At 60.3% G+C, this 21,691-nt stretch carries 21 protein-coding genes; 12 read left to right on the top strand and 9 right to left on the bottom strand.

From position 1 onward, the window contains the following. Positions 1–36: 36 nt before the first annotated feature. On the bottom strand, positions 37–489 hold the full coding sequence (locus ACZZZU_RS19620; protein ID WP_463551569.1) for a flavodoxin: 453 nt from the start codon (positions 487–489) through the stop codon (positions 37–39). Between the two features lie 219 nt (positions 490–708). Here ACZZZU_RS19620 and ACZZZU_RS19615 point away from each other — a divergent pair, with 219 nt between their 5' ends. The 7 genes from ACZZZU_RS19615 to ACZZZU_RS19585 all read left to right on the top strand — a co-directional run bounded on the left by ACZZZU_RS19615 (position 709) and on the right by ACZZZU_RS19585 (position 4,713). Further along, positions 709–1,320: a hypothetical protein gene (locus ACZZZU_RS19615; protein ID WP_463381853.1), complete on the top strand. Its 612-nt coding sequence runs from the start codon at positions 709–711 to the stop codon at positions 1,318–1,320. A gap of 144 nt (positions 1,321–1,464) precedes the next feature. After that, a complete protein-coding gene (locus tag ACZZZU_RS19610) occupies positions 1,465–2,040 on the top strand; it encodes an antibiotic biosynthesis monooxygenase (RefSeq protein ID WP_463536281.1) in 576 nt (191 codons plus the stop codon). 73 nt (positions 2,041–2,113) lie between these two features. After that, a complete protein-coding gene (gene folM, locus ACZZZU_RS19605) occupies positions 2,114–2,821 on the top strand; it encodes a dihydromonapterin reductase (protein WP_463381851.1) in 708 nt (235 codons plus the stop codon). Positions 2,822–2,848: 27 nt separating this feature from the next. Then, entirely contained in the window at positions 2,849–3,220 is a 372-nt protein-coding gene (folX, locus tag ACZZZU_RS19600) for a dihydroneopterin triphosphate 2'-epimerase (protein WP_122452064.1), read from the top strand. 115 nt (positions 3,221–3,335) lie between these two features. Then, on the top strand, positions 3,336–3,626 hold the full coding sequence (locus ACZZZU_RS19595) for a DUF1244 domain-containing protein (RefSeq protein WP_122492816.1): 291 nt from the start codon (positions 3,336–3,338) through the stop codon (positions 3,624–3,626). Continuing rightward, positions 3,626–3,964, top strand: a complete 339-nt coding sequence (locus tag ACZZZU_RS19590) for a HopJ type III effector protein (protein WP_463541261.1) — start codon at positions 3,626–3,628, stop codon at positions 3,962–3,964. The genes ACZZZU_RS19595 and ACZZZU_RS19590 overlap by 1 nt, the downstream gene beginning before the upstream one ends. Before the next feature lie 158 nt (positions 3,965–4,122). Continuing rightward, entirely contained in the window at positions 4,123–4,713 is a 591-nt protein-coding gene (locus tag ACZZZU_RS19585) for a putative glycolipid-binding domain-containing protein (protein WP_463381849.1), read from the top strand. A 104-nt stretch (positions 4,714–4,817) separates the two neighbouring features. On the opposite strand, the gene ACZZZU_RS19580 is transcribed toward ACZZZU_RS19585, so the two are convergent. Further along, positions 4,818–6,182, bottom strand: coding sequence for a spinster family MFS transporter (locus ACZZZU_RS19580; protein WP_463551568.1), 1,365 nt, complete (start codon positions 6,180–6,182; stop codon positions 4,818–4,820). Between the two features lie 364 nt (positions 6,183–6,546). Beyond that, positions 6,547–7,587 (bottom strand): ferrochelatase, encoded by a 1,041-nt coding sequence (gene hemH / locus ACZZZU_RS19575; RefSeq protein ID WP_463551567.1) that lies wholly within the window; start codon positions 7,585–7,587, stop codon positions 6,547–6,549. Positions 7,588–7,927: 340 nt separating this feature from the next. Between hemH and ACZZZU_RS19570 the strand changes: the two genes are divergently transcribed. After that, on the top strand, positions 7,928–8,914 hold the full coding sequence (locus ACZZZU_RS19570) for an NAD(P)/FAD-dependent oxidoreductase (protein ID WP_463551566.1): 987 nt from the start codon (positions 7,928–7,930) through the stop codon (positions 8,912–8,914). An 80-nt stretch (positions 8,915–8,994) separates the two neighbouring features. Here ACZZZU_RS19570 and ACZZZU_RS19565 read toward each other — a convergent pair whose 3' ends face one another. From ACZZZU_RS19565 to ACZZZU_RS19550, 4 genes are all read right to left on the bottom strand, one after another. Beyond that, complete coding sequence (locus ACZZZU_RS19565; protein WP_122452069.1) at positions 8,995–9,759, bottom strand: amino acid ABC transporter ATP-binding protein; 765 nt, start codon at positions 9,757–9,759, stop codon at positions 8,995–8,997. 11 nt (positions 9,760–9,770) lie between these two features. Continuing rightward, on the bottom strand, positions 9,771–10,868 hold the full coding sequence (locus tag ACZZZU_RS19560) for an amino acid ABC transporter permease (RefSeq protein WP_463381846.1): 1,098 nt from the start codon (positions 10,866–10,868) through the stop codon (positions 9,771–9,773). 10 nt (positions 10,869–10,878) lie between these two features. After that, complete coding sequence (locus tag ACZZZU_RS19555; protein WP_463551565.1) at positions 10,879–12,057, bottom strand: amino acid ABC transporter permease; 1,179 nt, start codon at positions 12,055–12,057, stop codon at positions 10,879–10,881. Positions 12,058–12,164: 107 nt separating this feature from the next. Next, positions 12,165–13,193 carry an amino acid ABC transporter substrate-binding protein gene (locus ACZZZU_RS19550; protein ID WP_463551564.1) on the bottom strand — a complete coding sequence of 343 codons (1,029 nt, stop codon included), beginning with the start codon at positions 13,191–13,193 and terminating at the stop codon, positions 12,165–12,167. A gap of 545 nt (positions 13,194–13,738) precedes the next feature. Here ACZZZU_RS19550 and ACZZZU_RS19545 point away from each other — a divergent pair. From ACZZZU_RS19545 to ACZZZU_RS19535, 3 genes are all read left to right on the top strand, one after another. Then, positions 13,739–14,395, top strand: coding sequence for an alpha/beta hydrolase (locus ACZZZU_RS19545; RefSeq protein WP_463551563.1), 657 nt, complete (start codon positions 13,739–13,741; stop codon positions 14,393–14,395). A 27-nt stretch (positions 14,396–14,422) separates the two neighbouring features. Next, positions 14,423–16,348 carry an acyl-CoA synthetase gene (locus tag ACZZZU_RS19540; RefSeq protein ID WP_463551562.1) on the top strand — a complete coding sequence of 642 codons (1,926 nt, stop codon included), beginning with the start codon at positions 14,423–14,425 and terminating at the stop codon, positions 16,346–16,348. A gap of 289 nt (positions 16,349–16,637) precedes the next feature. After that, positions 16,638–17,576: a GGDEF domain-containing protein gene (locus ACZZZU_RS19535; RefSeq protein ID WP_122492825.1), complete on the top strand. Its 939-nt coding sequence runs from the start codon at positions 16,638–16,640 to the stop codon at positions 17,574–17,576. A 119-nt stretch (positions 17,577–17,695) separates the two neighbouring features. Here the strand turns inward: ACZZZU_RS19535 and ACZZZU_RS19530 are convergent, their stop codons facing one another. Then, entirely contained in the window at positions 17,696–18,280 is a 585-nt protein-coding gene (locus ACZZZU_RS19530) for a YajG family lipoprotein (protein WP_463551561.1), read from the bottom strand. A gap of 522 nt (positions 18,281–18,802) precedes the next feature. On the opposite strand from ACZZZU_RS19530, the gene mqo reads away from it, so the two are divergent. Then, positions 18,803–20,317 (top strand): malate dehydrogenase (quinone), encoded by a 1,515-nt coding sequence (mqo, locus tag ACZZZU_RS19525; protein ID WP_122492827.1) that lies wholly within the window; start codon positions 18,803–18,805, stop codon positions 20,315–20,317. 247 nt (positions 20,318–20,564) lie between these two features. Here the strand turns inward: mqo and ACZZZU_RS19520 are convergent, their stop codons facing one another. Then, positions 20,565–21,674 carry an NADH:flavin oxidoreductase gene (locus ACZZZU_RS19520; protein ID WP_463551560.1) on the bottom strand — a complete coding sequence of 370 codons (1,110 nt, stop codon included), beginning with the start codon at positions 21,672–21,674 and terminating at the stop codon, positions 20,565–20,567. Between the last annotated feature and the right edge of the window lie 17 nt (positions 21,675–21,691).

Genomic DNA, 21,691 nt, shown 5'->3' with positions numbered 1-21,691 from the left:
CGGGAGAGGGGCTGGGGGTGAGGGAGTCTTGCGGGCTCAGGCCTTTAGCGCTTTCACAAACCCGGCCAACCACGGCTCGGCATCCGTCTCCGGCGTCACGCTCTCGCTGGCATCCAGGCGCAGCATGTCTTGCACTTCGCGAAGGCCCAACTCGGCGAACAGCTCACGCACTTGCTCACCGCCGCCACAGAAGGTGTCGCCATAGCTGGCGTCGCCCAAGGCAATCACGGCGCCCGGCAGGCCGCGCCAGTTCGGCAGTTCGTCGCGGATGGCGTAGTACAGCGGTTGCAGGTTGTCGGGCAGCTCGCCCATGCCGGTGGTGGACGTCACGCCCAGAAAGGCGTCGGGGGCAAAGGCTTTGAGGTCATCCAGCGAGGCGCGCGGGTTGTGCCAGGTTTCGAAGCCAGCGGCCTTGAGCAACGTTTCAGCGTGGCGGGCCACTTCTTCAGCGGTGCCAAACACCGAGCCGGACAAGATCGCAACTTTCATTTATTCGCTCCGTTAGCAGGCTAAAAAAAACGCCGGACATTATGCCTGAGCCGTGTCGCGATCGGTCTCGAACGTCGGTAAAAGACTGCGTAACAGACGCCTGCGCGCCGCTTGTCGGAAAGCCTGACGCTTTCACTAATAAAGCCTATACGGCGTTGTCCCACCACCGACGCATCTGGCCCATCTGATTGCCCTTCGTGTAGTACTGGAGCATCTGCCATGCAAGACCCCCGAATTCTTACGCGCGAGGAACTGGAGTTTCTACAGGACCTGCAAGGCGCTGCTCGCCCGAACGGCCCGATGCAAACCCCAAGTTTGCGCGTAGATGGCGGCACGCAGACCAAAGACCTGCTCACCCGCCTGGCGGCCAGCGACCAGTTGACCATCGAAGCCCATTTCAACGGCGAGCGCGTGACCTTTCCGCTGCAACTGGTGGAGGACGAATTCCACAGCATGAGCCTGGAAATTGGCGCACCGCAGGTGATCGAGCAGGGTCCATCCGAGCGGCCGTGGCGCCTGAATATCGAACCTGCTGTCGAGCTGGTCGATGAACAGGGCAACCCAAGCGGCATGTGGCTGCACAGCCTTTCCACCACCGGTTTGCTGATGGAAGTTCGTCATCAAACGGTGCCGAACAGCTTTACGTTGTGGCTGCCGCAAGCCGGCGCTGAACCGCTTCGTTTGCAGGGCATTCTGGCGCGGCGCAGCAATCAGCGCCTGGTGGCGTACCGCCTGAGCGGGCGCAAAACCGAGCACAGCGAGCGGCTGCGTCAGTACATCTATCAACAGCATCGCCTGCTCAACCCGGTCGCCAAGGCGTCTGCCACCTGACGAGCTGCCCGCTCTAGTCCGCATCTTTGCTGGCAAATCACCCGGCAAACCCACTATTCTTCGCGCCATAACGCCCCGCCACCCTGGGGCGCTTTTTTGCCAAGGCTTTACCCAAGCGGCGGCACGGTTTTGAGGAGATACATAATGTCTGCTTCCCCCGTCACATTGATGGTGGCCCGCCGCGTGCCGCGCGAGCGCTACCAAGACTTCATGCTGTGGCTGCGTGAAGGCGAACAACTGGCCACCGACTTCCCCGGTTATCTGGGCTCTGGCGTGCTTGCGCCGCCGCCCGACGATGACGAATTCCAAATCGTATTTCGCTTCGCCGACGCCGAGCTGCTCGCCAGCTGGGAACACTCCGTTTCGCGCCGCGCCTGGCTGCAACGCGGTCAGGGACTGTTCGCACAGCCGCTGGAACACCGAGTACAGGGCATCGACGCCTGGTTCGGCAGCGCCAGTCGAAACGTCCCACGGTGGAAGCAAAGCGTGGCGATCTGGCTGGCGTTTTTTCCGGTGTCGCTGGCGTTCAATCTGATTTTTGGCGGGCTTCTGAGCGAGCTGCCGTTGGCCGTGCGCATTCTGCTCAGCACGCTGGCACTCACGCCGCTGATGACCTACTGGTTCATTCCCCTTTCCACTCGCCTGCTGGCGCCGTGGTTGCACAAGCGCAAGGCGCTGCCGGCGGTGACCTCGCAGGGTTTGGCCAGCGGCGCGAAGTGAGCACCGCGCCGCGTTTTGTGCCGGGAGGCAGACTGGGTTAACGTTGCCGGGCCTGTCTGTCAACGAGTTGCCCATGTCTGTTTCTGCCCCCATTCTGCTGACCGGTGCCGGCCAACGCGTCGGCCTGCATTGCGCCGAACGCCTTCTGGATGACGGCCACCCACTGATCATCACTTACCGCCAGGAACGCCCCAGCGTGCAGCGCTTGCGCGAGCGTGGCGCGGTGGCCATCCAGGCGGATTTCTCTAGCGAAGCTGGCATTCTGGCGTTTGTTGCCGCGCTGAAAAAACACACCACAAGCCTGCGCGCTATCGTGCATAACGCTTCGCAATGGCTGGCGGAAACGCCGGGCGATGAGGCGGCCATTTTTCAGCAGATGTTCAGCGTGCATATGCTCGCGCCGTATCTGATCAACCTGCATTGTGCCGACTTGCTGCGCCAGTCGACCCCGGCCGACATCGTGCACGTCAGCGATGACGTGACGCACAAAGGCAGCGCCAAACACCTGGCCTACTGCGCCAGCAAGGCGGGACTGGAAAGCCTGACGTTGTCGTTCGCCGCTAAGTACGCGCCGGCGATCAAGGTCAACGGCATCGCCCCGGCATTGATTCTGTTCAACGAGGGCGACGACGCCGAGTACCGCGCCAAAACCCTGGCCAAATCGGCGCTGGGTATCGAACCCGGCGCTCAGGTCATCTATCAAAGCCTGCGTTATCTGCTCGACAACCCCTACGTCACCGGCACCACCCTGAGCGTCAACGGCGGCCGGCATTTGAAGTAAGCAACCGATTCGATGGAGTACACCGCTATGCCGCGACTGGAGCCTGGAATGGCGCGCATCAAGGTCAAAGACCTGCGCCTGCGCACCTACATTGGAATCAAGCAGGAAGAAATCGATAACAAGCAGGACGTGTTGATCAACCTGACCATTCTTTACCCCGCAGTGGACGCGGTGCAGGTGAACGACATCGAGCACGCGCTGAACTACCGCACCATCACCAAAGCGATCATCGCCCACGTCGAAAACAACCGCTTCGCCCTGCTCGAGCGCCTGACGCAGGAACTGCTCGACCTGGTGATGGCCCACCCGGCCGTGCGCTACGCCGAAGTGGAAGTCGACAAGCTGCATGCCCTGCGCTTTGCCGAGTCGGTGTCGATCACCCTCGCCGGCCACCGTTAACCCGCGCGCTGTTTATCCGGATGGCCTCGCGCCCGCATTGAAGTGCGGGCGTGGCGCTTCTATCATCGCGCCGTTCCACCCTTCACTCTTTCGCACGTTCTCGGAGTACGTTGCCATGACCGAGCAAGAACAGATCGAACTCGAAGCCGCCGCCTTTCGCCAATTGGTTCAGCACCTGCGCGACCGCACCGATGTGCAAAACATCGAGTTGATGAACCTGGCCGGTTTCTGCCGCAACTGCCTGTCGAAGTGGTACAAGGCCGCCGCCGACGACGTGGGGTTGCCGGTGACCATCGATCAGGCGCGCGAAGAGGTGTACGGCATGCCGTACAGCGAGTGGAAAAGCAAATACCAGAAAGAAGCCAGCGGCGATCAGCAAGCGGCGTTCAACAAGGGTCACAAGTAATGTCACTGTCTGATTTTCGTGCCGCCTTGCGCAGCGACCAGCACCTGTTCGCCAGCACCCTGGCGTTCATCGCCGAGCATTACGACTACCAGCCCAGCGCCTTTGTGAACGGCAACCAGAACAACGCCAGCGGCCAGAACGAAGGCTCGTGCAAAACCCTCGGCCTGGCCTTGCTGGAGGGGTTGAATCTGGAAGAAACCCTGCGCGCTTTCGGTGAGCATTACCGCAGCGTGTTGGCCACGCCTACCGGCAGTGACCACGGCAACATTCGCGCGTTGATGGACACGGGCCTCGGCGGCGTGAATTTCGAGCAGCAACCGCTCAAGCGCAAGGCCTAGCGCGTCGCAAAAAATTCAATTGATGTAGCAAAACTCTTACATACATCACAGAAACATCCGTCTATTCTGCTCGCCGGTTCACCATGGACGGTGCCCTGCGGCAGCACGCCAGCGCCCCACCGTTCATTTCTGGATATGCACGGATGCAGCCTACCTCGATGCAACAAACCCTCGTGTGGAAACCCTGGCTCAACCCCGGCGTGGAAAACCTGCGCCTGCGTCAGGACGAGAACGGCATTCATGCCAGCAGCCACTTGATCCAGAGCGTGCGCGGCAACAGCATCGCTGCCACGTATGTGCTGGCCTTCGACCCAGATTGGCGCTTTCGCCGGCTATGGCTGAAGGTCGACAACCTCGGACAGCGCAGCCTGACCCTTGAGCGCGACGTTCACGGCGGCTGGACGCTCAGCGGCGAACCCCGCGACGACCTCAGCGACTGCCAGCACGTGATGCTCTCCACCACGCCGTTCACCCACACACCGATCTTGCAGCGCTGCGCGTTGGCGGTGGGGCAAAGCGAAGAGGTGCTAGTGGCCTTTGTCGACATGCTCACCTTCACCGTCCAACCGCGCCTGCAGCGCTATCAGTGCTTGCGCCAACAGGACGAGCAAACGCTCTACCGCTACGAAACAGCCGGCAAACAGAGCCGTGAATTGACCATGGACGGCCAGGTGTTTCTTAACAAAGCCAGCGAGCAATACCTGCGGCTGACGTCGAAGCTGGCGCTGGAATTGAATACCTGGGTTTGACGCGCAAAAAGCATCGCGGCTAAAGCCGCTCCTACAGGATTTGTGCGATCTGTAGGAGCGGCCGCGCGGCGATCCGCTTTAGCCGCGATGGGTCCAGCAAGCAATCAAGCCTTGGCCGCAACCCCAACCACGTCGACCGACGACTCTGCCGACCAGCCTTTCAGCCGCTCAACACTCGCCCGATACGGCTTCAAGCCTTTGGCCAACAACGCCACTGAGAACAGCACCGCCACGGTGGTGACGATCAGCAGCGAGTACTTGAGGTCGTTGTCGTTGGCAAATACGTAGTCCGTCACCAGCGCCACCGCCGTTGGCCCCACGCCCAGGCCAATCAAGGTGATCACGAACAGGTAAATGGCTGAAGCCTGGCCGCGCATGGAGTTGGGCATGATGTCTTGAATCGCAGCCGGGGCGACGCCGAAGGGCATGCTGAGGAAGAACACCGCGGGCGCCATCATGATCGAGGCGATGTTGCCGGTGCTGGCCAGCGGGAACGCCAGCACGCAGGGCAATGCGCCGAGTGCGGCAATAAGGCCCACGCGCATGTTGCTGTCGGTACGCCCGCGCTTGCTCATCCAGTCCGCCAGGCGCCCGCCGAAGACGATGCCCAGGCAGCCGAACACCGCCACGATGCTGCCGTACACCACGCCCACATGGCCGGCGTCCCAGCCGTAGGTGCGAATGTAGAACGTTGGAATCCACGCGGCGCTGCCGTAACCGGCAAACGCCAGACCGGCGAAACCGAAGTTGTGGCAAATCACGGTGGTGCGGTTGGCACGGATGTAGCGCCCCACTTCGGCCAGCGGCACGGCCACCCCGGCGCCGACGCCACGACGAGCCGGCTCACGCACGGCGAGCATCAACAAGGTGAACACCACACCGGCTGCGCCCAACAGCAGGAAGATCAGCTGCCACGGCCGTACTTCGCCGATCACCGGCAACACCACATCGCCTTGCGCCGAAGCGAACTTGATAACCAGGCCGCCGAGCAGAAACGCCAGGCCAGAGCCCAGGTAAACGCCCATCGAGTACACGCTGATGGCGGTGGCGCGACGGTCGCTGGGGAAGCTGTCGGCAATCAGCGAATACGCCGCCGGCGACAACGCTGCCTCGCCCACGCCCACGCCGATGCGGCACAGCAGAAACTGCCAATACATACGCGCCATGCCGCAGGCGGCGGTCATTGCGCTCCAGAACAACACGCCAATGGCGATCAGGCCGCGACGACTTTTGGTGTCGGCCAAGCGTCCCAGCGGAATGCCGCAGATGGTGTAGAACAGCGCAAACGACAAGCCCATCAGCAGGCTCATTTGCGTGTCATTGATTTCCAGATCGCGACGGATCGGGCCCACCAGCAGGTTGAGAATCTGCCGGTCGATAAACGACAGAACGTACGCCACCATCAGAATCGTGACGGTGCCCCAAGCGCGGAGGCTGGAGGGATAGCCGGCATTATTGTTGTTATGCACCATGGTCTCCTTCGGCGCTGCCAGTGCAACGCGCGGCCGTTGAAAGTGCTCGCAGAGTAGCCGCAACAGAGGGTGGTTTTGGTCGTTATCAGCCTAGCGAATGGAGCGTAAAGGCGTTGGCGAATGACCTGCCAGTCAGGGCCTTTGGCATTGGTACTTTGGGGTGATTGACCGGGCAAAACGGCCGCTGAAACTCATACTTTTGGGTGCTTTGGAAACGGCTTCCGTGGCAGATATTTGACCTCGCCGCCGACGCCCTCGTCGCAGTGATTCCGAACGACCCACCGCCCGAGCGCCGAGTTTTTCGCATCGGCATAAAAAAGCCCCGCACAAGCGGGGCTTTGAGCAAAACGGCAAAGCGCTGTTACGATTTCAGCGGGTTTCCCAGGCCTGCCGGCGCGTTTTCACACAAGGTGTTCAGCGCTTCAACCCATTGCGGGTGATCGTTGACGCACGGCACCAGCACCAATTCTTCGCCGCCGGCTTCTTTGAATTGCTCTTCGCCACGAATGCCGATTTCTTCGAGGGTTTCGATGCAGTCGGAAACAAAGGCCGGGCACATCACCAGCAGTTTTTTCACGCCCTGCTTGCCCAGTTCGTCGAGGCGCGCTTCGGTGTACGGTTCGATCCATTTGTTGGCGCCCAGGCGCGACTGAAACGACACCGACCACTGCCCCGGTTTCAAGCCCATACGCTCGGCAAACGCTTCGGCGCTGCGCTGGCATTGGCTGCGATAACAGAACGCCATGATCTCGTCGCTCACGCCTTTGCTGTCAGGCGCACGCAAGTCGTGTTTTGGGTTGCGCACCAGTTTGCGGATATGGCTTTCCGGCAAGCCGTGGAAGCTCAGCAGCAGGTGGTCGAACCCTTGCTCCAGATAGGGCTTGGCGCTGGCCACCAGGGCGTCGATGTAAATCGGTTCGGCGTAGAAAGGTCGCAACGTGGCGAATTCCAATGCCAGCTTGTGCTCACTGACTACGCGCTTGGCTTCTTCGATCACGGTGGTCACGGTGCTGTCGGCGAACTGCGGGTACAGCGGCGACAAGGTAACTTTCTTGATGCCCTGCTTGGCCAGGCGCGTCAGCACGTTTTCCAGTGAGGGCTCGCCGTAGCGCATGGCCAGTTCGACCGGGCCGTGTTTCCAGGTATTTTTCATTGCTGCTTGCAGACGTTGGCTCAGCACAATGAGCGGCGAGCCGCCTTCCCACCAGATCGAGCCGTAGGCTTCAGCGGAAGCTTCAGGACGCTTGATCAGAATGAGCGACACCAGCAGTCGACGAATCGGCCATGGCAGGTCGATTACGTACGGGTCCATCAGAAATTGATTGAGGTAGCTGCGTACATCGGCCACCTGCGGCGAGGCCGGTGAGCCAAGGTTGACCAGAAGCAAGGCGTGATCGGTCATGCATATTCCTTAGCAAAGCGGAGCGGTTGTGAAGAAACGGCGCACAGCATCGCGCAAACACATGAAATTGCAAAATCGGTCATGGCTATTGCGCTGATTAATGGCGAATCTGTCGTTTGCCAGGCGACGAACAAAGCAGGCGTCCGCTGTTCAAGCGTTCTATACCTAACACAAGCACACAGGCCGTTCGAACCTGTGGCCAATCCGCGAATCAGAGCGAGGGAAGGAACTCGCAAAAGCAGGCACGATGATTCCAAGCGGGGTCGTCGGCAGCTGCTTTTCCACGCCCATGGCCAAACCAGGAGAGCGTCAGCCCAGTTTGCGAATTTAGAGGTCAGACATGAGTTTCCCCATCGCCATTATTGGCACCGGCATCGCCGGTCTTTCTGCCGCACAAACCCTGCACGAGGCAGGTCTTAGCGTTCAACTGTTCGACAAAAGCCGTGGCAGCGGTGGCCGCATGGCCAGCAAGCGCAGCGACGCCGGCGCACTGGATATGGGCGCGCAGTACTTCACCGCCCGCGACCGCCGCTTCATCGACGCCGTACACCAATGGCAGGCCCGAGGCTGGGTCGCCGAGTGGACGCCCAGCTTGTACACCTTCAGCAACGGCGTGCTGGGCGCCTCGCCCGACGAGCAAGTTCGCTGGGTCGGCACACCGCGCATGAGCGCCATTACCCGAGCAATGCTTGGCGCCCTGCCGGTGAAGTTTTCCTGCCGCATTACCGAAGTATTCCGCGGCCCCGAGCACTGGAGCCTGCAAGATGCCGAAGGCCAGGTACACGGCCCGTTCAGCCAGGTGATCATCGCCACCCCCGCCTCCCAAGCCAGCGGTCTGCTCGCCGCCGCGCCGAAACTGGCCGGCGCTGCTGCCAGCGTGGCCATGGACCCCACCTGGGCGGTCTCCCTCGCCTTCTCCGAACCGCTGGATACCCCGGTCGAAGGCTGCTTCGTGCGCGAAGGCCCGCTCGACTGGCTGGCCCGCAACCGCAGCAAACCCGGCCGCGAGACCGTGATGGATACCTGGGTGCTGCACGCCAGCAGCACCTGGAGCCGACAGCACCTGGATCTCACCAAGGAAGAAGCCATCGAACACCTGCACGGCGCATTTGCCGAGTTGATCGGCTGCGCCGTACCAGCACCGGCATTCACCCTCGCCCACCGCTGGCTGTACGCACGGCCGGCCAGCAGCCATGAATGGGGCTCGCTGATGGATGCGGACCTGGGCTTGTACGTGTGCGGCGACTGGTGCTTGTCCGGCCGCGTAGAAGGCGCCTGGCTGAGTGGCCAACAGGCGGCGCTGCGGTTATTGGATCATTTGCAGTAAGGCGCAGCCGACGCCGCCCAGGACGATTCAACGCCCACAAAAAAGGAGCCTTTCGGCTCCTTTTTCTGACCCATCCCCTACTAGTGCAGGATCTGGCTCAGGAACAGCTTGGTACGGTCGCTTTGCGGGTTGTCGAAGAAGTCGTTTGGCGCGGCTTGTTCAACGATCTCGCCTTTGTCCATGAAGATCACGCGGTTGGCCACGGTGCGGGCGAAGCCCATTTCGTGGGTTACGCAGAGCATGGTCATGCCGTCTTCAGCCAAGCCGATCATGGTGTCGAGCACCTCTTTCACCATCTCGGGGTCGAGGGCGGAAGTGGGTTCGTCGAACAACATGATTTTCGGCTTCATGCACAGGGCACGGGCGATGGCGACGCGCTGTTGCTGACCACCCGAGAGCTGGCCCGGATACTTGTGCGCCTGCTCTGGAATGCGTACGCGCTCCAGGTAATGCATGGCAATTTCTTCAGCCTGACGCTTGGGCATTTTGCGCACCCACATCGGCGCCAACGTGCAGTTCTGCAGAATGGTGAGGTGCGGGAACAGGTTGAAGTGTTGGAACACCATGCCTACTTCACGACGGATCGCTTCGATCTGCTTGAGGTCATTGGTCAGTTCCACGCCGTCAACGACGATGCGGCCCTGTTGGTGTTCTTCCAGACGGTTGAGGCAACGAATGGTGGTCGATTTGCCCGAGCCGGAAGGCCCGCACAGCACGATGCGCTCGCCCTGTTGCACGTTCAGGTTGATGTCTTTGAGTACGTGAAACTGGCCGTACCATTTGTTCACGCCCTGCATTTGGATAATGCCTTCAGGGCTCACAGGCTGTTTGATCGCTTCGCTCATTTAATCGACTCCTAACGCTTGTGGCCTGTGTCCAGCTTGCGCTCCAGGTGCATGGAGTAGCGGGACATACCGAAACAGAAAATCCAGAAGACCAGGGCTGCGAACACGTAGCCCTCGGTGGCCATGCCCAACCACGTGGGGTCGGCGGCCGCTTGTTTGACGCTGTTGAGCAGGTCGAACAGGCCGATGATGATCACCAGGCTGGTGTCTTTGAACAGCGCGATGAAGGTGTTCACGATGCCGGGAATCACCATCTTCAGGGCTTGCGGCAGAATCACCAGGCCCATGCTGCGCCAGTAGCCAAGGCCCATGGCGGCAGCCGCCTCGTACTGACCTTTGGGAATGGCCTGCAAACCACCGCGTACCACTTCGGCCACATAAGCAGACTGAAACAGGATCACGCCGATCAGCGCCCGCAGCAGTTTGTCGAAGCTCATGCCTTCGGGCAGGAACAACGGCAGCATCACCGAAGACATGAACAGCACCGTGATCAGCGGCACGCCGCGCCAGAATTCGATGAAGGTCACGCAGACCACTCGAATTGCCGGCATGTTCGAGCGCCGTCCCAGCGCCAGCACAATACCCAGCGGCAACGCACCGGCAATACCGACGGTGGCGATAACCAGGGTCAGCATCAGGCCGCCCCAGCGGCTGGTGGGCACGTTTTCCAGACCGAAGTAACCGCCGTGCAGCAGCCAGAAGGCCACCAGCGGATACACGATCAGAAAGCCAATGCCGTAGGCAGCTTTGCGCGGAAACTTGTTGATGAACAACGGCGCGACGCCAATGATTGCCAGCCATACGGTGGCGTCTACACGCCAGCGCAATTCGGTGGGGTAGAAGCCGTACATGAACTGACCGAAACGCTGTTGGATAAACACCCAGCACGCGCCTTCCTTGGTGCAGTCAGCGCGGGTGGTGCCAATCCAGTTGGCGTCGAAAATCGTCCAGCTCAGCAGCGGCGGCACGATCAACCAGACCAGGTACACGGCGAACAACGTCAGCAGTGTGTTGAGCCAGTTGGAGAACAGATTGCTCCGCATCCACGCCACTACGCCGACGCTTTTGCGCGGCGGTGGCATGTCGGGTTTGAAAGTATGAGTCGTCATGCGCCTTTCCTCACCGCTCGATCAACGCAATGCGCTTGTTGTACCAGTTCATCAGCAGGGAAATGCTGATGCTGATGGCCAAGTACACGCTCATGGTGATGGCAATTACTTCGATGGCCTGCCCGGTCTGGTTGAGCACGGTGCCGGCAAACAGCGAAACCATGTCGGGGTAGCCGATACCGGCGGCCAACGAGGAGTTCTTCGCCAGGTTCAGGTATTGGCTGGTCAGCGGCGGAATGATCACGCGCATGGCTTGCGGGATGATCACCTTGCGCAGCGTCGGACCGTTGCGCAGGCCCAGGGAATGAGCCGCCTCGGTCTGACCGTGGCTTACCGACTTGATGCCCGAACGCACAATTTCCGCGATAAACGCGGCGGTATAGGCGGTCAGGGCGATGGTCAGCGCCAGCAGCTCGGGGATCATTACCCAGCCACCCACGAAGTTGAAGCCTTTCAGCGCCGGTGCCACCCAGTGCACAGGAGCGCCGAAAATCACCACGCTCAAGGCCGGAATCACCAGCATGATCGCCAGGCCAGCCCAGAACTTGTGAAACGGCACGCCTGTGGCTTCGAAGCGTTTGTTGGCCCAACGCACCATCAGCGCGGTGCCGACGATGGCCAGTAACAGCGCCACGGCAAAGGCCCAGAAGCCATCGGCCATGGTGCCCTCGGGCATGTACAAGCCACGGTTACTGAGGAAGAAACTGTCGGCGATATTCAGGCTGTTGCGCGGCCCCGGCAGAGGCAGCAACACCGCGAAGTACCAGAACAGAATCTGCAGCAGCGGCGGAATATTACGGAAGGTCTCGATATAAACAGTGGCCAGCTTGCTGACCATCCAGTTCGACGACAGCCGCGCCACACCGAGGATAAAGCCCAGAATCGTGGCAAACACGATACCGATAGCCGACACCAGCAAGGTGTTGAGCAGACCGATGACAAACACCCGTGCGTAGGTGTCCGACTCGGTGTAGCTGATCAGGTGCTGGGCGATACCGAAACCGGCACTGTTTTCCAGGAAGCCAAAACCCGAGGTAATGCCCCGGTGTTGCAGGTTGGTTTGCGTGTTATCGAACAGAAACCAGCCCATTGAGACCACCGCCACAATGGTGATGATCTGAAATAGCCAGGCACGAATACGCGGATCGCTTAGCGAAAAGCCCCGCGAGGTGCCGATTTGTTTTTGCATGGAGTGAGTGCCCCAGGAACGTTGAAACGGAAAAGCCCAGTGACCGCAAAGCAATCACTGGGCCGTCCACCTGACCGAGCGCACCCGGTCAGACGGCTGACAGCCTGTTAACGAACCGGAGGTGCGTAATGCAGGCCGCCTTTGTTCCACAACGCGTTCAGGCCGCGTTCGATTTTCAGCTCACTGCCCGCACCGACGTTGCGGTCGAACACTTCGCCGTAGTTACCCACTTGCTTGATGATCTGCACTGCCCAGTCTTTCGGCAGTTTCAGGTCTTTGCCGTATTCGCCGTCAGCACCCAGAAGACGCAGAACGTCCGGGTTCTTCGAGGACTTGGCTTCAGCTTCAACGTTTTTCGACGTCACGCCCGCTTCTTCAGCATTGAGCATGGCGAACAGGGTCCACTTAACGATGCTGAACCACTCTTCGTCGCCTTTACGCACGACTGGGCCCAAAGGCTCTTTGGAAATTACTTCCGGCAGAACCACGTAGTCGTTCGGCTGAGCCAGTTTGATGCGCTGAGCGTAGAGCTGCGATTGGTCGGAGGTCAGCACGTCGCAACGGCTGGCTTCCAGCGACTTGGCGCTTTCGTCAGAGGTGTCGAAGGTGATGGGGGTGTATTTCAGGCCGTTCGAGCGGAAGTAGTCGGACACGTTCAGTTCGGTAGTGGTACCGGCCTGGATGCAGATGGTCGCGCCGTCGAGTTCCTTGGCGCTGGAAACGCCGAGCTTCTTGTTAACCAGGAAGCCGATACCGTCGTAGTAAGTTACGCCGGTGAATACCAGGCCCATGCCCGCGTCGCGGGAGCTGGTCCAGGTGGTGTTACGCGACAGCATGTCGACTTCGCCGGACTGGATTGCGGTGAAGCGTTCCTTGGCGGTCAGCGGGCTGTATTTAACTTTCGATGCATCGCCCAACACGGCAGCAGCAACACCGCGGCAGATATCAACGTCGATACCCTGATAGTTACCCTTGGCATCTGGAACCGAGAAGCCCGGCAGACCGTCACTTACACCGCACTGAACGAAGCCTTGTTTCTTGACCTTATCCAGAGTCGCGCCCGCTTGAGCGAAGCCGCTGGCGCCAAGAATGGTCGCTGCGGTCAGGATAGCCAGGGTGGATTTCACCATCTTCATTAAAACCTCCAGTTGCTGTTGTTGTGTTTGGAGTCTTGGCCCCACCGCCGTACCCTTTTGAGGCACGCTCGTCCATCGGATGACGGTTGAAACGGGGTGCAGACCTGGGAGCGAGTCTAGTTGGCGATGCCCCCATCGGCCAAAACTCACCCCCCGCTTATTCTTCGCATGGGTTTGCTGAAATAAACGGGTTGGGGATTTTCCCGTTCGCTTAGTCACCTTTCCGAAGTGACCCGCGGCGAATCTATTGAGAATTTCCCGTGGCTTTTTTTTAGTGTGTTCCTGCGTAACGCGATTGCCCGTTTACCGTGCCGCTCTACTTTGCATGAGCTGGCCCACGCAAACGGTGGAGTGTTACCCAAATTGGGGCATGCAACCGGTTAATCCGTCTATAGCAAAGCCCGTACCACACGCCCTTGAAAAGACCGAATTAGGCAGGTCAAGAGCAAAACTTGTAGCCTTGCGACATGTTCGTAACGGATACACCAACCCCTCATTCAAGCGACGCCCCGAAGCGGGGCATGCGCACCGAACTGGAGCCTAGCATGCACGAAAATCTGATACTCGAACCCACACTTTCTGCAGACGCGTGCGTTATTTGGCTGCACGGCCTGGGCGCTGATCGCTTCGACTTCCTGCCGGTGGCCGAAGCCTTGCAGCAACAACTGACCAGCACGCGCTTTGTGTTGCCGCAAGCGCCTACCCAGGCGGTGACTATTAATGGTGGCTACGCCATGCCGAGCTGGTACGACATTCTGGCCATGAGCCCGGCGCGGGCAATCAACAACGAACAGCTCGAAGCCTCGGCACAACGGGTGGTCGAGCTGATCGAAGCGCAGCGCGACGGTGGTATCGACCCTTCGCGCATTTTTCTCGCCGGCTTTTCCCAAGGCGGCGCGGTGGTCTATCACGCAGCATTCCTGCGCTGGCAAGGTCCGCTCGGTGGCGTGCTGGCGTTGTCCACCTACTCGCCAACCTTGAGCCCCGACGTGGTGCTGGCGGATACAAAAAAACAACTGCCGGTTTACTGTTTGCATGGCACGTTTGACGACATCGTGCAGCGGGCCATGGGCCGCGCTGCGCATGACTGCCTCGAGGCGCAGGGCGTGCCCGTGACCTGGCAGGAATACCCCATGAGCCATGAAGTGTTGCCGCAGGAAGTGCGCGATATCGGCACTTGGCTGGCAGCGCAGTTGGGCTGAAACCCGCACAGCAGAAAAGGTCCGCACATGAACCAAGCCGTTGTTCATCAACCCGCGCAAGTTCCCGCTATCGCTTCGTTGCGCGACACCCTGGCGATCGAGCAAATAGCCCTGCAAGACCGCGACATGGCGCCCAGCACCTACGCCGTGTTGCAACGCAGTGCAGCGCGCAACCCGAACGCCACGGCACTGACCTTTTTGTTGCAGGGCAACAGTGAAGAACAGCCGTATCGGCTCAGCTACGGCGAGCTGTTCGCCAAGGTCACGCAAACCGCCAACGCCTTGCACCGCTTGGGCGTGCGCGCCGGCAAGGCGGTGTCGTTCTTGCTGCCGAATCTGCCGCATACGCATTTCACCTTGTGGGGCGGTGAAGCAGCGGGCGTGGTCAACGCGATCAACCCGCTGCTCGACAGCGAGCACATCGCTGAGCTGATCCGCGCGTCGGACTCCGAAGTGCTGGTGACCCTGGCGCCCTTCCCCGGCACCGACCTGTGGGACAAAGTCGCCGGCCTGCGTGAGCAGTTGCCGGAGCTCAAGCACATTGTCACCGTGGACATGGCCAACTACCTTCCCGAACCACAGCGCAGCGGCATCAAGGCCCAGCGCGGCGGCTTGCCGGCGGGCGTGCTCGACTTCGACGAACTGATCGCCGACTGCCCCGACGATCACCTGGAAAGCGGCCGCATCATTAGCCCGGACGACATCGCCTCGTACTTCCACACCGGCGGCACCACCGGCACGCCGAAGCTGGCGCCGCACACGCACCGCAACGAAGTGGCCATGGCGATGATTCTTGCCTTCGCCATCGACCTGCATGCCAGTGACGTCACCCTGTGCGGTTTGCCGCTGTTCCATGTGAACGGCGTGATGGTCACCGGACTGGCGCCGTTCTATGTCGGCGCCGAAGTGCTGCTGGCCACGCCGCAGGGCTATCGCAACCCGAGCCTGATTCAGAACTTCTGGAAAATTATCGAGCGCTACCGCGTCAGTTTCTTCAGCGGCGTGCCGACTATTTACGCCGGCCTGTTGCAAGTGCCGAGCGCCGGGCACGACTTGTCTAGCCTGCGCTATGCCTTGTGCGGGGCCGCGCCGATGCCGGTGGAATTGATTCGCCAGTTCGAAAGCAAAACCGGCTTGAAGCTGATCGAGGGTTACGGCCTCACCGAAGGCACCTGCGGCACCTGCGGCAACCCGCCAGCGGGCGAAAGCCGCCCCGGCTCCATCGGCATTCGCATGCCGTATTGCGAGGTGAAAATTGCTGTGCTCGACGAGCAAGGCAACTACCTGCGCGACGCCGCCGAGAATGAAATCGGCAATCTGGTGCTGCGCGGCATCACCGTCTTCAAGGGCTACCTGCAGGCCGACAAGAATTCGGGCATTTGGGTGGATGGCGACTGGTTCAACACAGGCGACCTGGGTCGCATCGATGCGGACGGGTACATCTGGCTCACCGGGCGCAGCAAGGATTTGATCATCCGCGGCGGCCACAACATCGACCCGCAAATGATCGAAGAAGCCTTGCACAAACACCCTGCCGTGGCGCTGGCCGCGGCCGTCGGCAAGCCGTGCGCGAAAGCGGGTGAACTGCCGGTTGTGTACGTGCAGTTAGTTCCAGGCGCGACGGTCAGCGCTGAAGAACTGATGACCCACGCCGCCGCGCACATCCCGGAACGAGCCGCCGTGCCCAAAGATGTGTGGATCATCGACGCCATTCCGCTCACTGCCGTGGGCAAAACCTTTAAACCAACGCTGCGTTACGACGCCATCCGTCGGGTATTTGAAGCCGACCTACGGCATATCGATCCGCAGGTGAAGGTAGAGGTGACGGCTCACGACAGCTACGGCCAGTTGGCACGTGTGTACCTACAAGAGCTAGACGCGACGCGCCGTGCAGCGGTGGACGACTGCCTGGCCGGCTACTCGGTGCGCTACGAGGTAGTGGCCGGCGCCTGAGGCTACCCAAATAAACAGTGAACGGAAAAATCGGTAGCAGACTCAGAATTATTGTCGGGCTGTGAACCGCTGAGCAGCACAGCGCCGCCATGCCAGCTATGGTTCACCTGGGTCTTCACCAACCCGTTGAAACGGCGAAACGCCAGCCGCTGGCGCAGCGAACATGATGATCGCCTGCGCCAACCGGGGCCTCGTCGGGCAGTTCAGCAAATCGGGTTTTCGCACTTACGAAAGGACGCGTCGCGATGCCATTCCCTATTGTTCACACACACGGAACGCTTCAATTGCGATGAAAAACGCGCAGTGGCAGGCCGACCTGCACTCCATCCATGACATGCGTCTGTTCCAGAACGTCGCGGCCCATAACTTGGGGCGCCTGCTGGAAAAGTTTCATGCCTTCGAACTGGACGCTGAGGAAGTGCTCCTCTCTCCGTTCGACCGCAACCAGCACCTTTACGTGTTGCTGGAAGGCGAACTCAAGGTGTTCCTCGGCTCGTTGGACAACCCTGCCGTGACCACCCTTCAGCCCGGCGAGTGCGTGGGGGAAATCAGTTTTATCGACAACGATCACCCGTCTGCCTATGTGGTCGCGGCCGGCCGTTGCCTGGTGCTGCGTCTGCACCGCGAGTCGTTGTTCAGCCTGTTCGCGCAATCGCCGGAGCTGATGCAAAACCTTCTGCAACTGCTCTGCGAGCGTGTGCGTCAGGGTAACCAGATCATTATCGACAGCGAGCAGAACGCCAACGTCGACACCCTGACCGGCGCCTTTAATCGGCGTTGGCTGGAACATATCTTCGAACGGGAGAACACCCGCTGCGCCTTTAACGGTCAGCCGATGTGCCTGTTGATGCTCGATGTCGATCACTTCAAGTCCTACAACGACAACCACGGCCACCTGGCCGGTGACTACGCGTTGTGTCTGGTGGCGCATACCCTGCGTAATCAGTTGCGCCCCAAAGACAGCCTGACGCGCTACGGCGGCGAAGAGTTCGTGATTCTGCTGCCCGAAATGGATGCCAACGAAGCCCGTGCCATTGGCGAACGGCTGCGCGCGGCGCTGGAACAAGTGACTTCGTTTTACTCGCCTGTGGGTGTGCTGCCGGGGGTGACGATGTCGATTGGCTTAGCGGAGATGCGCGCCAATGACACCTTGCAAAGTCTGATCGCGCGAGCGGATAGCGCGCTGTATCAGGCCAAGCAACAGGGGCGAAATTGTTTGTGTGGGTGAGGTGAGGTCGCGATAACGCTTCAAGAGCATCGCGGCTAAAGCCGCTCCCACAGAAGAGCGCGCTGCGCGCACAAAAAAGCCCGGCTAATCAGCCGGGCTTTTTCATTTCAACGCCACGCTTACTGAGACAGTACCTGGCCGATGGTCGGATCTTTGAACGAGCGAGTCAGGGCGTCGCTCAACACGTCGCTGACCAGCTTGGTGTTGGTGTCCTGGTTCGGCGCCATACCGAATTTCTGGTCCAGGGTGGCGCCGTAGCGACCGCTGTAACGGCGAGTGGCATTCTGTACATCGACACGGAACGTGGCGCCAATGTTGGCCTCGGTGACATACATGCCTTCTTTTGGCGATTGGTATTTCAGCTCGGCCAAGGTGAGGGTAATTTGCGGCGCGTTCATTGCACCCGGCGACGGGGTGAAACCGAGCAGGCGAACGGCGGCTTCGGCTTGCTGTTGCAGCTTGGGCACGATATCGGCGCCGGCAACGCTGATGGCGCTGGTCTCCGGGTACAGACCGCCACGGGTGCCGAGAATGGGCGAAGGACGACCGTCAACCACACGCACAATAACCGGCTGGCCTTGGCCAACCGGCGTCAGGTTGCCGTTGAGTTTGGGGGTGGGGCTCAGTTGTTGCGGGCTGTGGGCACAGCCAACCAGCGCCAGGCTGGCTACAGCGATCAGACCTAACAGCAGACGGTGCAGCATGCTCATCTCTCCACAAGGGTTGGAACGCCCGGTTGGGCCGCTTGAAGTGGCCGCAGTATACCCAGCGCAGCGGCGGCCTGACAGCGCTGAAGGTTGAGACAAAAGCGGCTTTGCGAGGTTCCGGAAATGCAGGGTTTCAGGCAGCTCAGCGGCCAATTGCTACCGGTCGGCCCGCGTGCAAACGGCACGCAAGTGTTGGTGGGCTGACCGATGGGTGAATAAAAGTCACGCTAAAAAACCAACTTTTGTCATTTCACCGTTATAATCGCGCCCCGATTATAAGGACGTCTCCTGCTCGGGCCTCGCAGCTACCCTGATGTACTCAGCATCAGCAAGCACCGCCCCAGAGAGTCGCCCACTTCGCGTGACCTTTGCACTATCTCTGCCTTGCTCCAGCACCTTGTCTTCATGGGTGTAAAAGCGCGCAGATCGTAGCCATAAGGCACCTGAACTTTTGAGGTTCACGTTTCCAAAAGAACGTGAAAAAACGGTTTCACAACTTCACAAGAGTGTGGCGAGCAAATGGCGCAAAACGATTACGAGGCTGTCGATGTGCTGCTGGTAGGTGCCGGCATCATGAGCGCGACATTGGCCGTGCTGTTGAAAGAGCTCGACCCCGGCATCAAGCTGGAAGTCGCTGAAATGCAGGCGTCGGGGGCCATCGAAAGCTCTAACCCCTGGAACAACGCCGGTACCGGTCACGCCGGTCTGTGTGAACTGAACTACACCCCCGAAGCCGCCGACGGTTCGGTGGACATCAAAAAAGCCGTGAACATCAATACCCAATTCGAGGTGTCGAAACAGTTCTGGGCTCACCTGATGCAGCAAGGCAACTTCGGTTCGCCAAAAGCCTTCATCAACCCGATTCCGCACCTGAGTTTCGTACAGGGCGACAAGGGCATCCAATTCCTCAAAACCCGCCACGCTGCCATGGTTAAACACCATGCCTTCGATGACATGCAGTACACCGAAGACAAAGGCGTAATGGCCGAGTGGATGCCGCTGATGATGCCCGGCCGTGCTGCCGACGAAGCCGTCGCCGCGACCCGCGTGGAGTCTGGCACCGACGTCAACTTCGGCGCTCTGACCACACAACTACTGAAGTTTCTCGGCGAGCAAAGCGATTGCCGCGTGAGCTACAACCAGAAGGTTGTCGGCCTCAAGCGCACCGATAAAGGCTGGCGCGTCAGCATCAAGAACACCCAGTCTGGCGCCACGCGTGAAGTGGACACCCGCTTCGTATTCCTCGGCGCCGGCGGCGCTGCCCTGCCCTTGCTGCAGATGTCCGGCATTCCGGAAGGCAAAGGTTTCGGCGGCTTCCCGGTCAGCGGCCAGTGGCTGCGTTGCGATGACCCGGAAATCGTTAAACAGCACGAAGCCAAGGTGTACAGCCAGGCAGCGGTCGGTTCGCCGCCCATGTCGGTTCCGCACCTGGACACCCGCGTCGTCGACGGCAAGAAATCTCTGCTGTTCGGGCCATATGCCGGTTTCAGCACCAAGTTCCTCAAGCACGGCTCGTTCCTCGACCTGCCGCTGTCGGTTCGCCCGAGCAACCTCGGCCCGATGCTGGCCGTGGCACGCGACAACTTCGACCTGACCAAGTACCTGATCAGCGAAGTGCTGCAATCGAGCGAGCAACGCATGGAATCGCTCAAGCGTTTCTTCCCGCTGGCCAAGGCCTCGGATTGGCGTTTGGAGATTGCCGGTCAGCGCGTGCAGATCATCAAGAAAGACCCGAAAAAAGGCGGCATCCTGCAGTTCGGTACCGAACTTGTCGCGGCCAAAGACGGCACCATCGCCGCACTGCTGGGCGCCTCGCCTGGTGCTTCGGTCACGGTGTCGATCATGCTGGAACTGATCGAGCGCTGCTTCCCTGAGCAAGTGAACGCGGCCTGGGCTGAGAAGCTGAAAGCGATTTTCCCGGCTCGGGAAAAGGCGCTGGAAACCGACGCCACGCTGTATCGCGAAGTGAACGCCCGCAGCAACGAGCTGCTGGGGTTGACGCCGCGTAAGGTGGAGTCTGCGGCGACAGTTTGATCACTGTCCCGAACGAAAAAACGGCGCCTGATGTGGCGCCGTTTTTTTATCCCCGCAGATAATTGCCTGCGTCCAAAACTTCATCTTTGCAGGCCAGGCCAATCGAGGCTAAAGCCTCTCCCACAGGTGAACGCAATCCAATGTGGGAGAGGCTTCAGCCTCGATGCTGTTGATCTTTTCCATAAAAAAAGCCCCGCCAAAGCGGGGCCTGAAGTGCGGCGCCGCAAGGGCACCGCAAAGGGAAACATCACACCAGGCTGGTCAACGCATCACGGCTGAACGGAAGAATTTCGTCTTCACGGCCGTCGCGTACTTTTACCGCCCAATCCGGGTCAACCAACAGCGCACGGCCGACCGCTACCAGGTCGAACTCCTGCTTGTTCAAACGCTCCAGCAACGCGTCGAGTTTCTCAGGTTGGGCGACCTTGTCGGTCTTGACCATGAACTGCATAAACTCGCCATCCAGGCCCACGCTGCCGACGGTGATGGTTGGCTTGCCCGTGAGTTTGCGGGTCCAGCCGGCCAGGTTGAGGTCGGAACCTTCGAACTCCGGCTCCCAGAAGCGGCGGGTGGAGCAGTGGAAAATATCCACGCCGGCATCCGACAGCGGCTGCAGAAATTCGCCGAGCGCTTCGGGCGTAGTGACCAGGCGTGCGGTGTAGTCCTGCTGCTTCCATTGCGAGAAACGGAAGATGATCGGGAACGTCGGGCTGGTGGCGGCGCGTACGGCCTTGATCAGCTCGATGGCGAAACGCGAACGGTTGGCCAGGCTGCCGCCGTATTCGTCGTCGCGCTGGTTGGAACCTTCCCAGAAGAACTGATCGATCAGGTAGCCGTGGGCGCCGTGGATTTCCACGCCGTCCATGCCGATGGCCTGAGCGTCTTTGGCGGCCTGGGCGAAGGCGGCGATGACGTCGGCGATGTCCTGCTTGGTCATGTCGTGCACAACCTCAACGCCATCTTTGATTTTGCCGGTTGGGCCATAGCCCGGAACGCTGGCGTCCGGCTCGGTGCCGATGCGGCGAACGCTACCTACGTGCCAGAGCTGCGGAACAATTTTGCCGCCTTCAGCGTGTACGGCATCGACCACTTTTTTCCAGCCAGCCAGGGCGTCTTCACCGAAAAAACGCGGCACGTGCGGGTAACCGTTCGAGGCTTGGTGGCCGACGGTGGTGCCCTCGGTCACGATCAGCCCCACACCGCCGGCAGCGCGGCGACGGTAGTACTCAATGACGCCCTCGTTAGGCACGCCGCCCGGCGAAAACGAACGGGTCATTGGCGCCATGACCACACGAGTCGGCAACTCCAGTTCGCCGAGGCGGAACGGTTCGAACAGGGCTTTCACAAGAGCGGTCATGCGGTTCTCCTAACGGG

The sequence above is a fragment of the Pseudomonas sp. AC136 genome, assembly GCF_979258585.1.
Note: the sequence above shows the minus strand (reverse complement) of the source record. Positions and strands in the feature narration are given on the sequence as shown.

Coding starts and splice junctions, on each gene's coding strand:
- ACZZZU_RS19620 (WP_463551569.1), bottom strand. CDS start 489: ATGAAAGTTGCGATCTTGTCCGGCTCGGTGTTTGGCACCGCTGAAGAA.
- ACZZZU_RS19615 (WP_463381853.1), top strand. CDS start 709: ATGCAAGACCCCCGAATTCTTACGCGCGAGGAACTGGAGTTTCTACAG.
- ACZZZU_RS19610 (WP_463536281.1), top strand. CDS start 1,465: ATGTCTGCTTCCCCCGTCACATTGATGGTGGCCCGCCGCGTGCCGCGC.
- folM (WP_463381851.1), top strand. CDS start 2,114: ATGTCTGTTTCTGCCCCCATTCTGCTGACCGGTGCCGGCCAACGCGTC.
- folX (WP_122452064.1), top strand. CDS start 2,849: ATGCCGCGACTGGAGCCTGGAATGGCGCGCATCAAGGTCAAAGACCTG.
- ACZZZU_RS19595 (WP_122492816.1), top strand. CDS start 3,336: ATGACCGAGCAAGAACAGATCGAACTCGAAGCCGCCGCCTTTCGCCAA.
- ACZZZU_RS19590 (WP_463541261.1), top strand. CDS start 3,626: ATGTCACTGTCTGATTTTCGTGCCGCCTTGCGCAGCGACCAGCACCTG.
- ACZZZU_RS19585 (WP_463381849.1), top strand. CDS start 4,123: ATGCAACAAACCCTCGTGTGGAAACCCTGGCTCAACCCCGGCGTGGAA.
- hemH (WP_463551567.1), bottom strand. CDS start 7,587: ATGACCGATCACGCCTTGCTTCTGGTCAACCTTGGCTCACCGGCCTCG.
- ACZZZU_RS19570 (WP_463551566.1), top strand. CDS start 7,928: ATGAGTTTCCCCATCGCCATTATTGGCACCGGCATCGCCGGTCTTTCT.
- ACZZZU_RS19565 (WP_122452069.1), bottom strand. CDS start 9,759: ATGAGCGAAGCGATCAAACAGCCTGTGAGCCCTGAAGGCATTATCCAA.
- ACZZZU_RS19560 (WP_463381846.1), bottom strand. CDS start 10,868: ATGACGACTCATACTTTCAAACCCGACATGCCACCGCCGCGCAAAAGC.
- ACZZZU_RS19555 (WP_463551565.1), bottom strand. CDS start 12,057: ATGCAAAAACAAATCGGCACCTCGCGGGGCTTTTCGCTAAGCGATCCG.
- ACZZZU_RS19550 (WP_463551564.1), bottom strand. CDS start 13,193: ATGAAGATGGTGAAATCCACCCTGGCTATCCTGACCGCAGCGACCATT.
- ACZZZU_RS19545 (WP_463551563.1), top strand. CDS start 13,739: ATGCACGAAAATCTGATACTCGAACCCACACTTTCTGCAGACGCGTGC.
- ACZZZU_RS19540 (WP_463551562.1), top strand. CDS start 14,423: ATGAACCAAGCCGTTGTTCATCAACCCGCGCAAGTTCCCGCTATCGCT.
- ACZZZU_RS19535 (WP_122492825.1), top strand. CDS start 16,638: ATGAAAAACGCGCAGTGGCAGGCCGACCTGCACTCCATCCATGACATG.
- ACZZZU_RS19530 (WP_463551561.1), bottom strand. CDS start 18,280: ATGCTGCACCGTCTGCTGTTAGGTCTGATCGCTGTAGCCAGCCTGGCG.
- mqo (WP_122492827.1), top strand. CDS start 18,803: ATGGCGCAAAACGATTACGAGGCTGTCGATGTGCTGCTGGTAGGTGCC.
- ACZZZU_RS19520 (WP_463551560.1), bottom strand. CDS start 21,674: ATGACCGCTCTTGTGAAAGCCCTGTTCGAACCGTTCCGCCTCGGCGAA.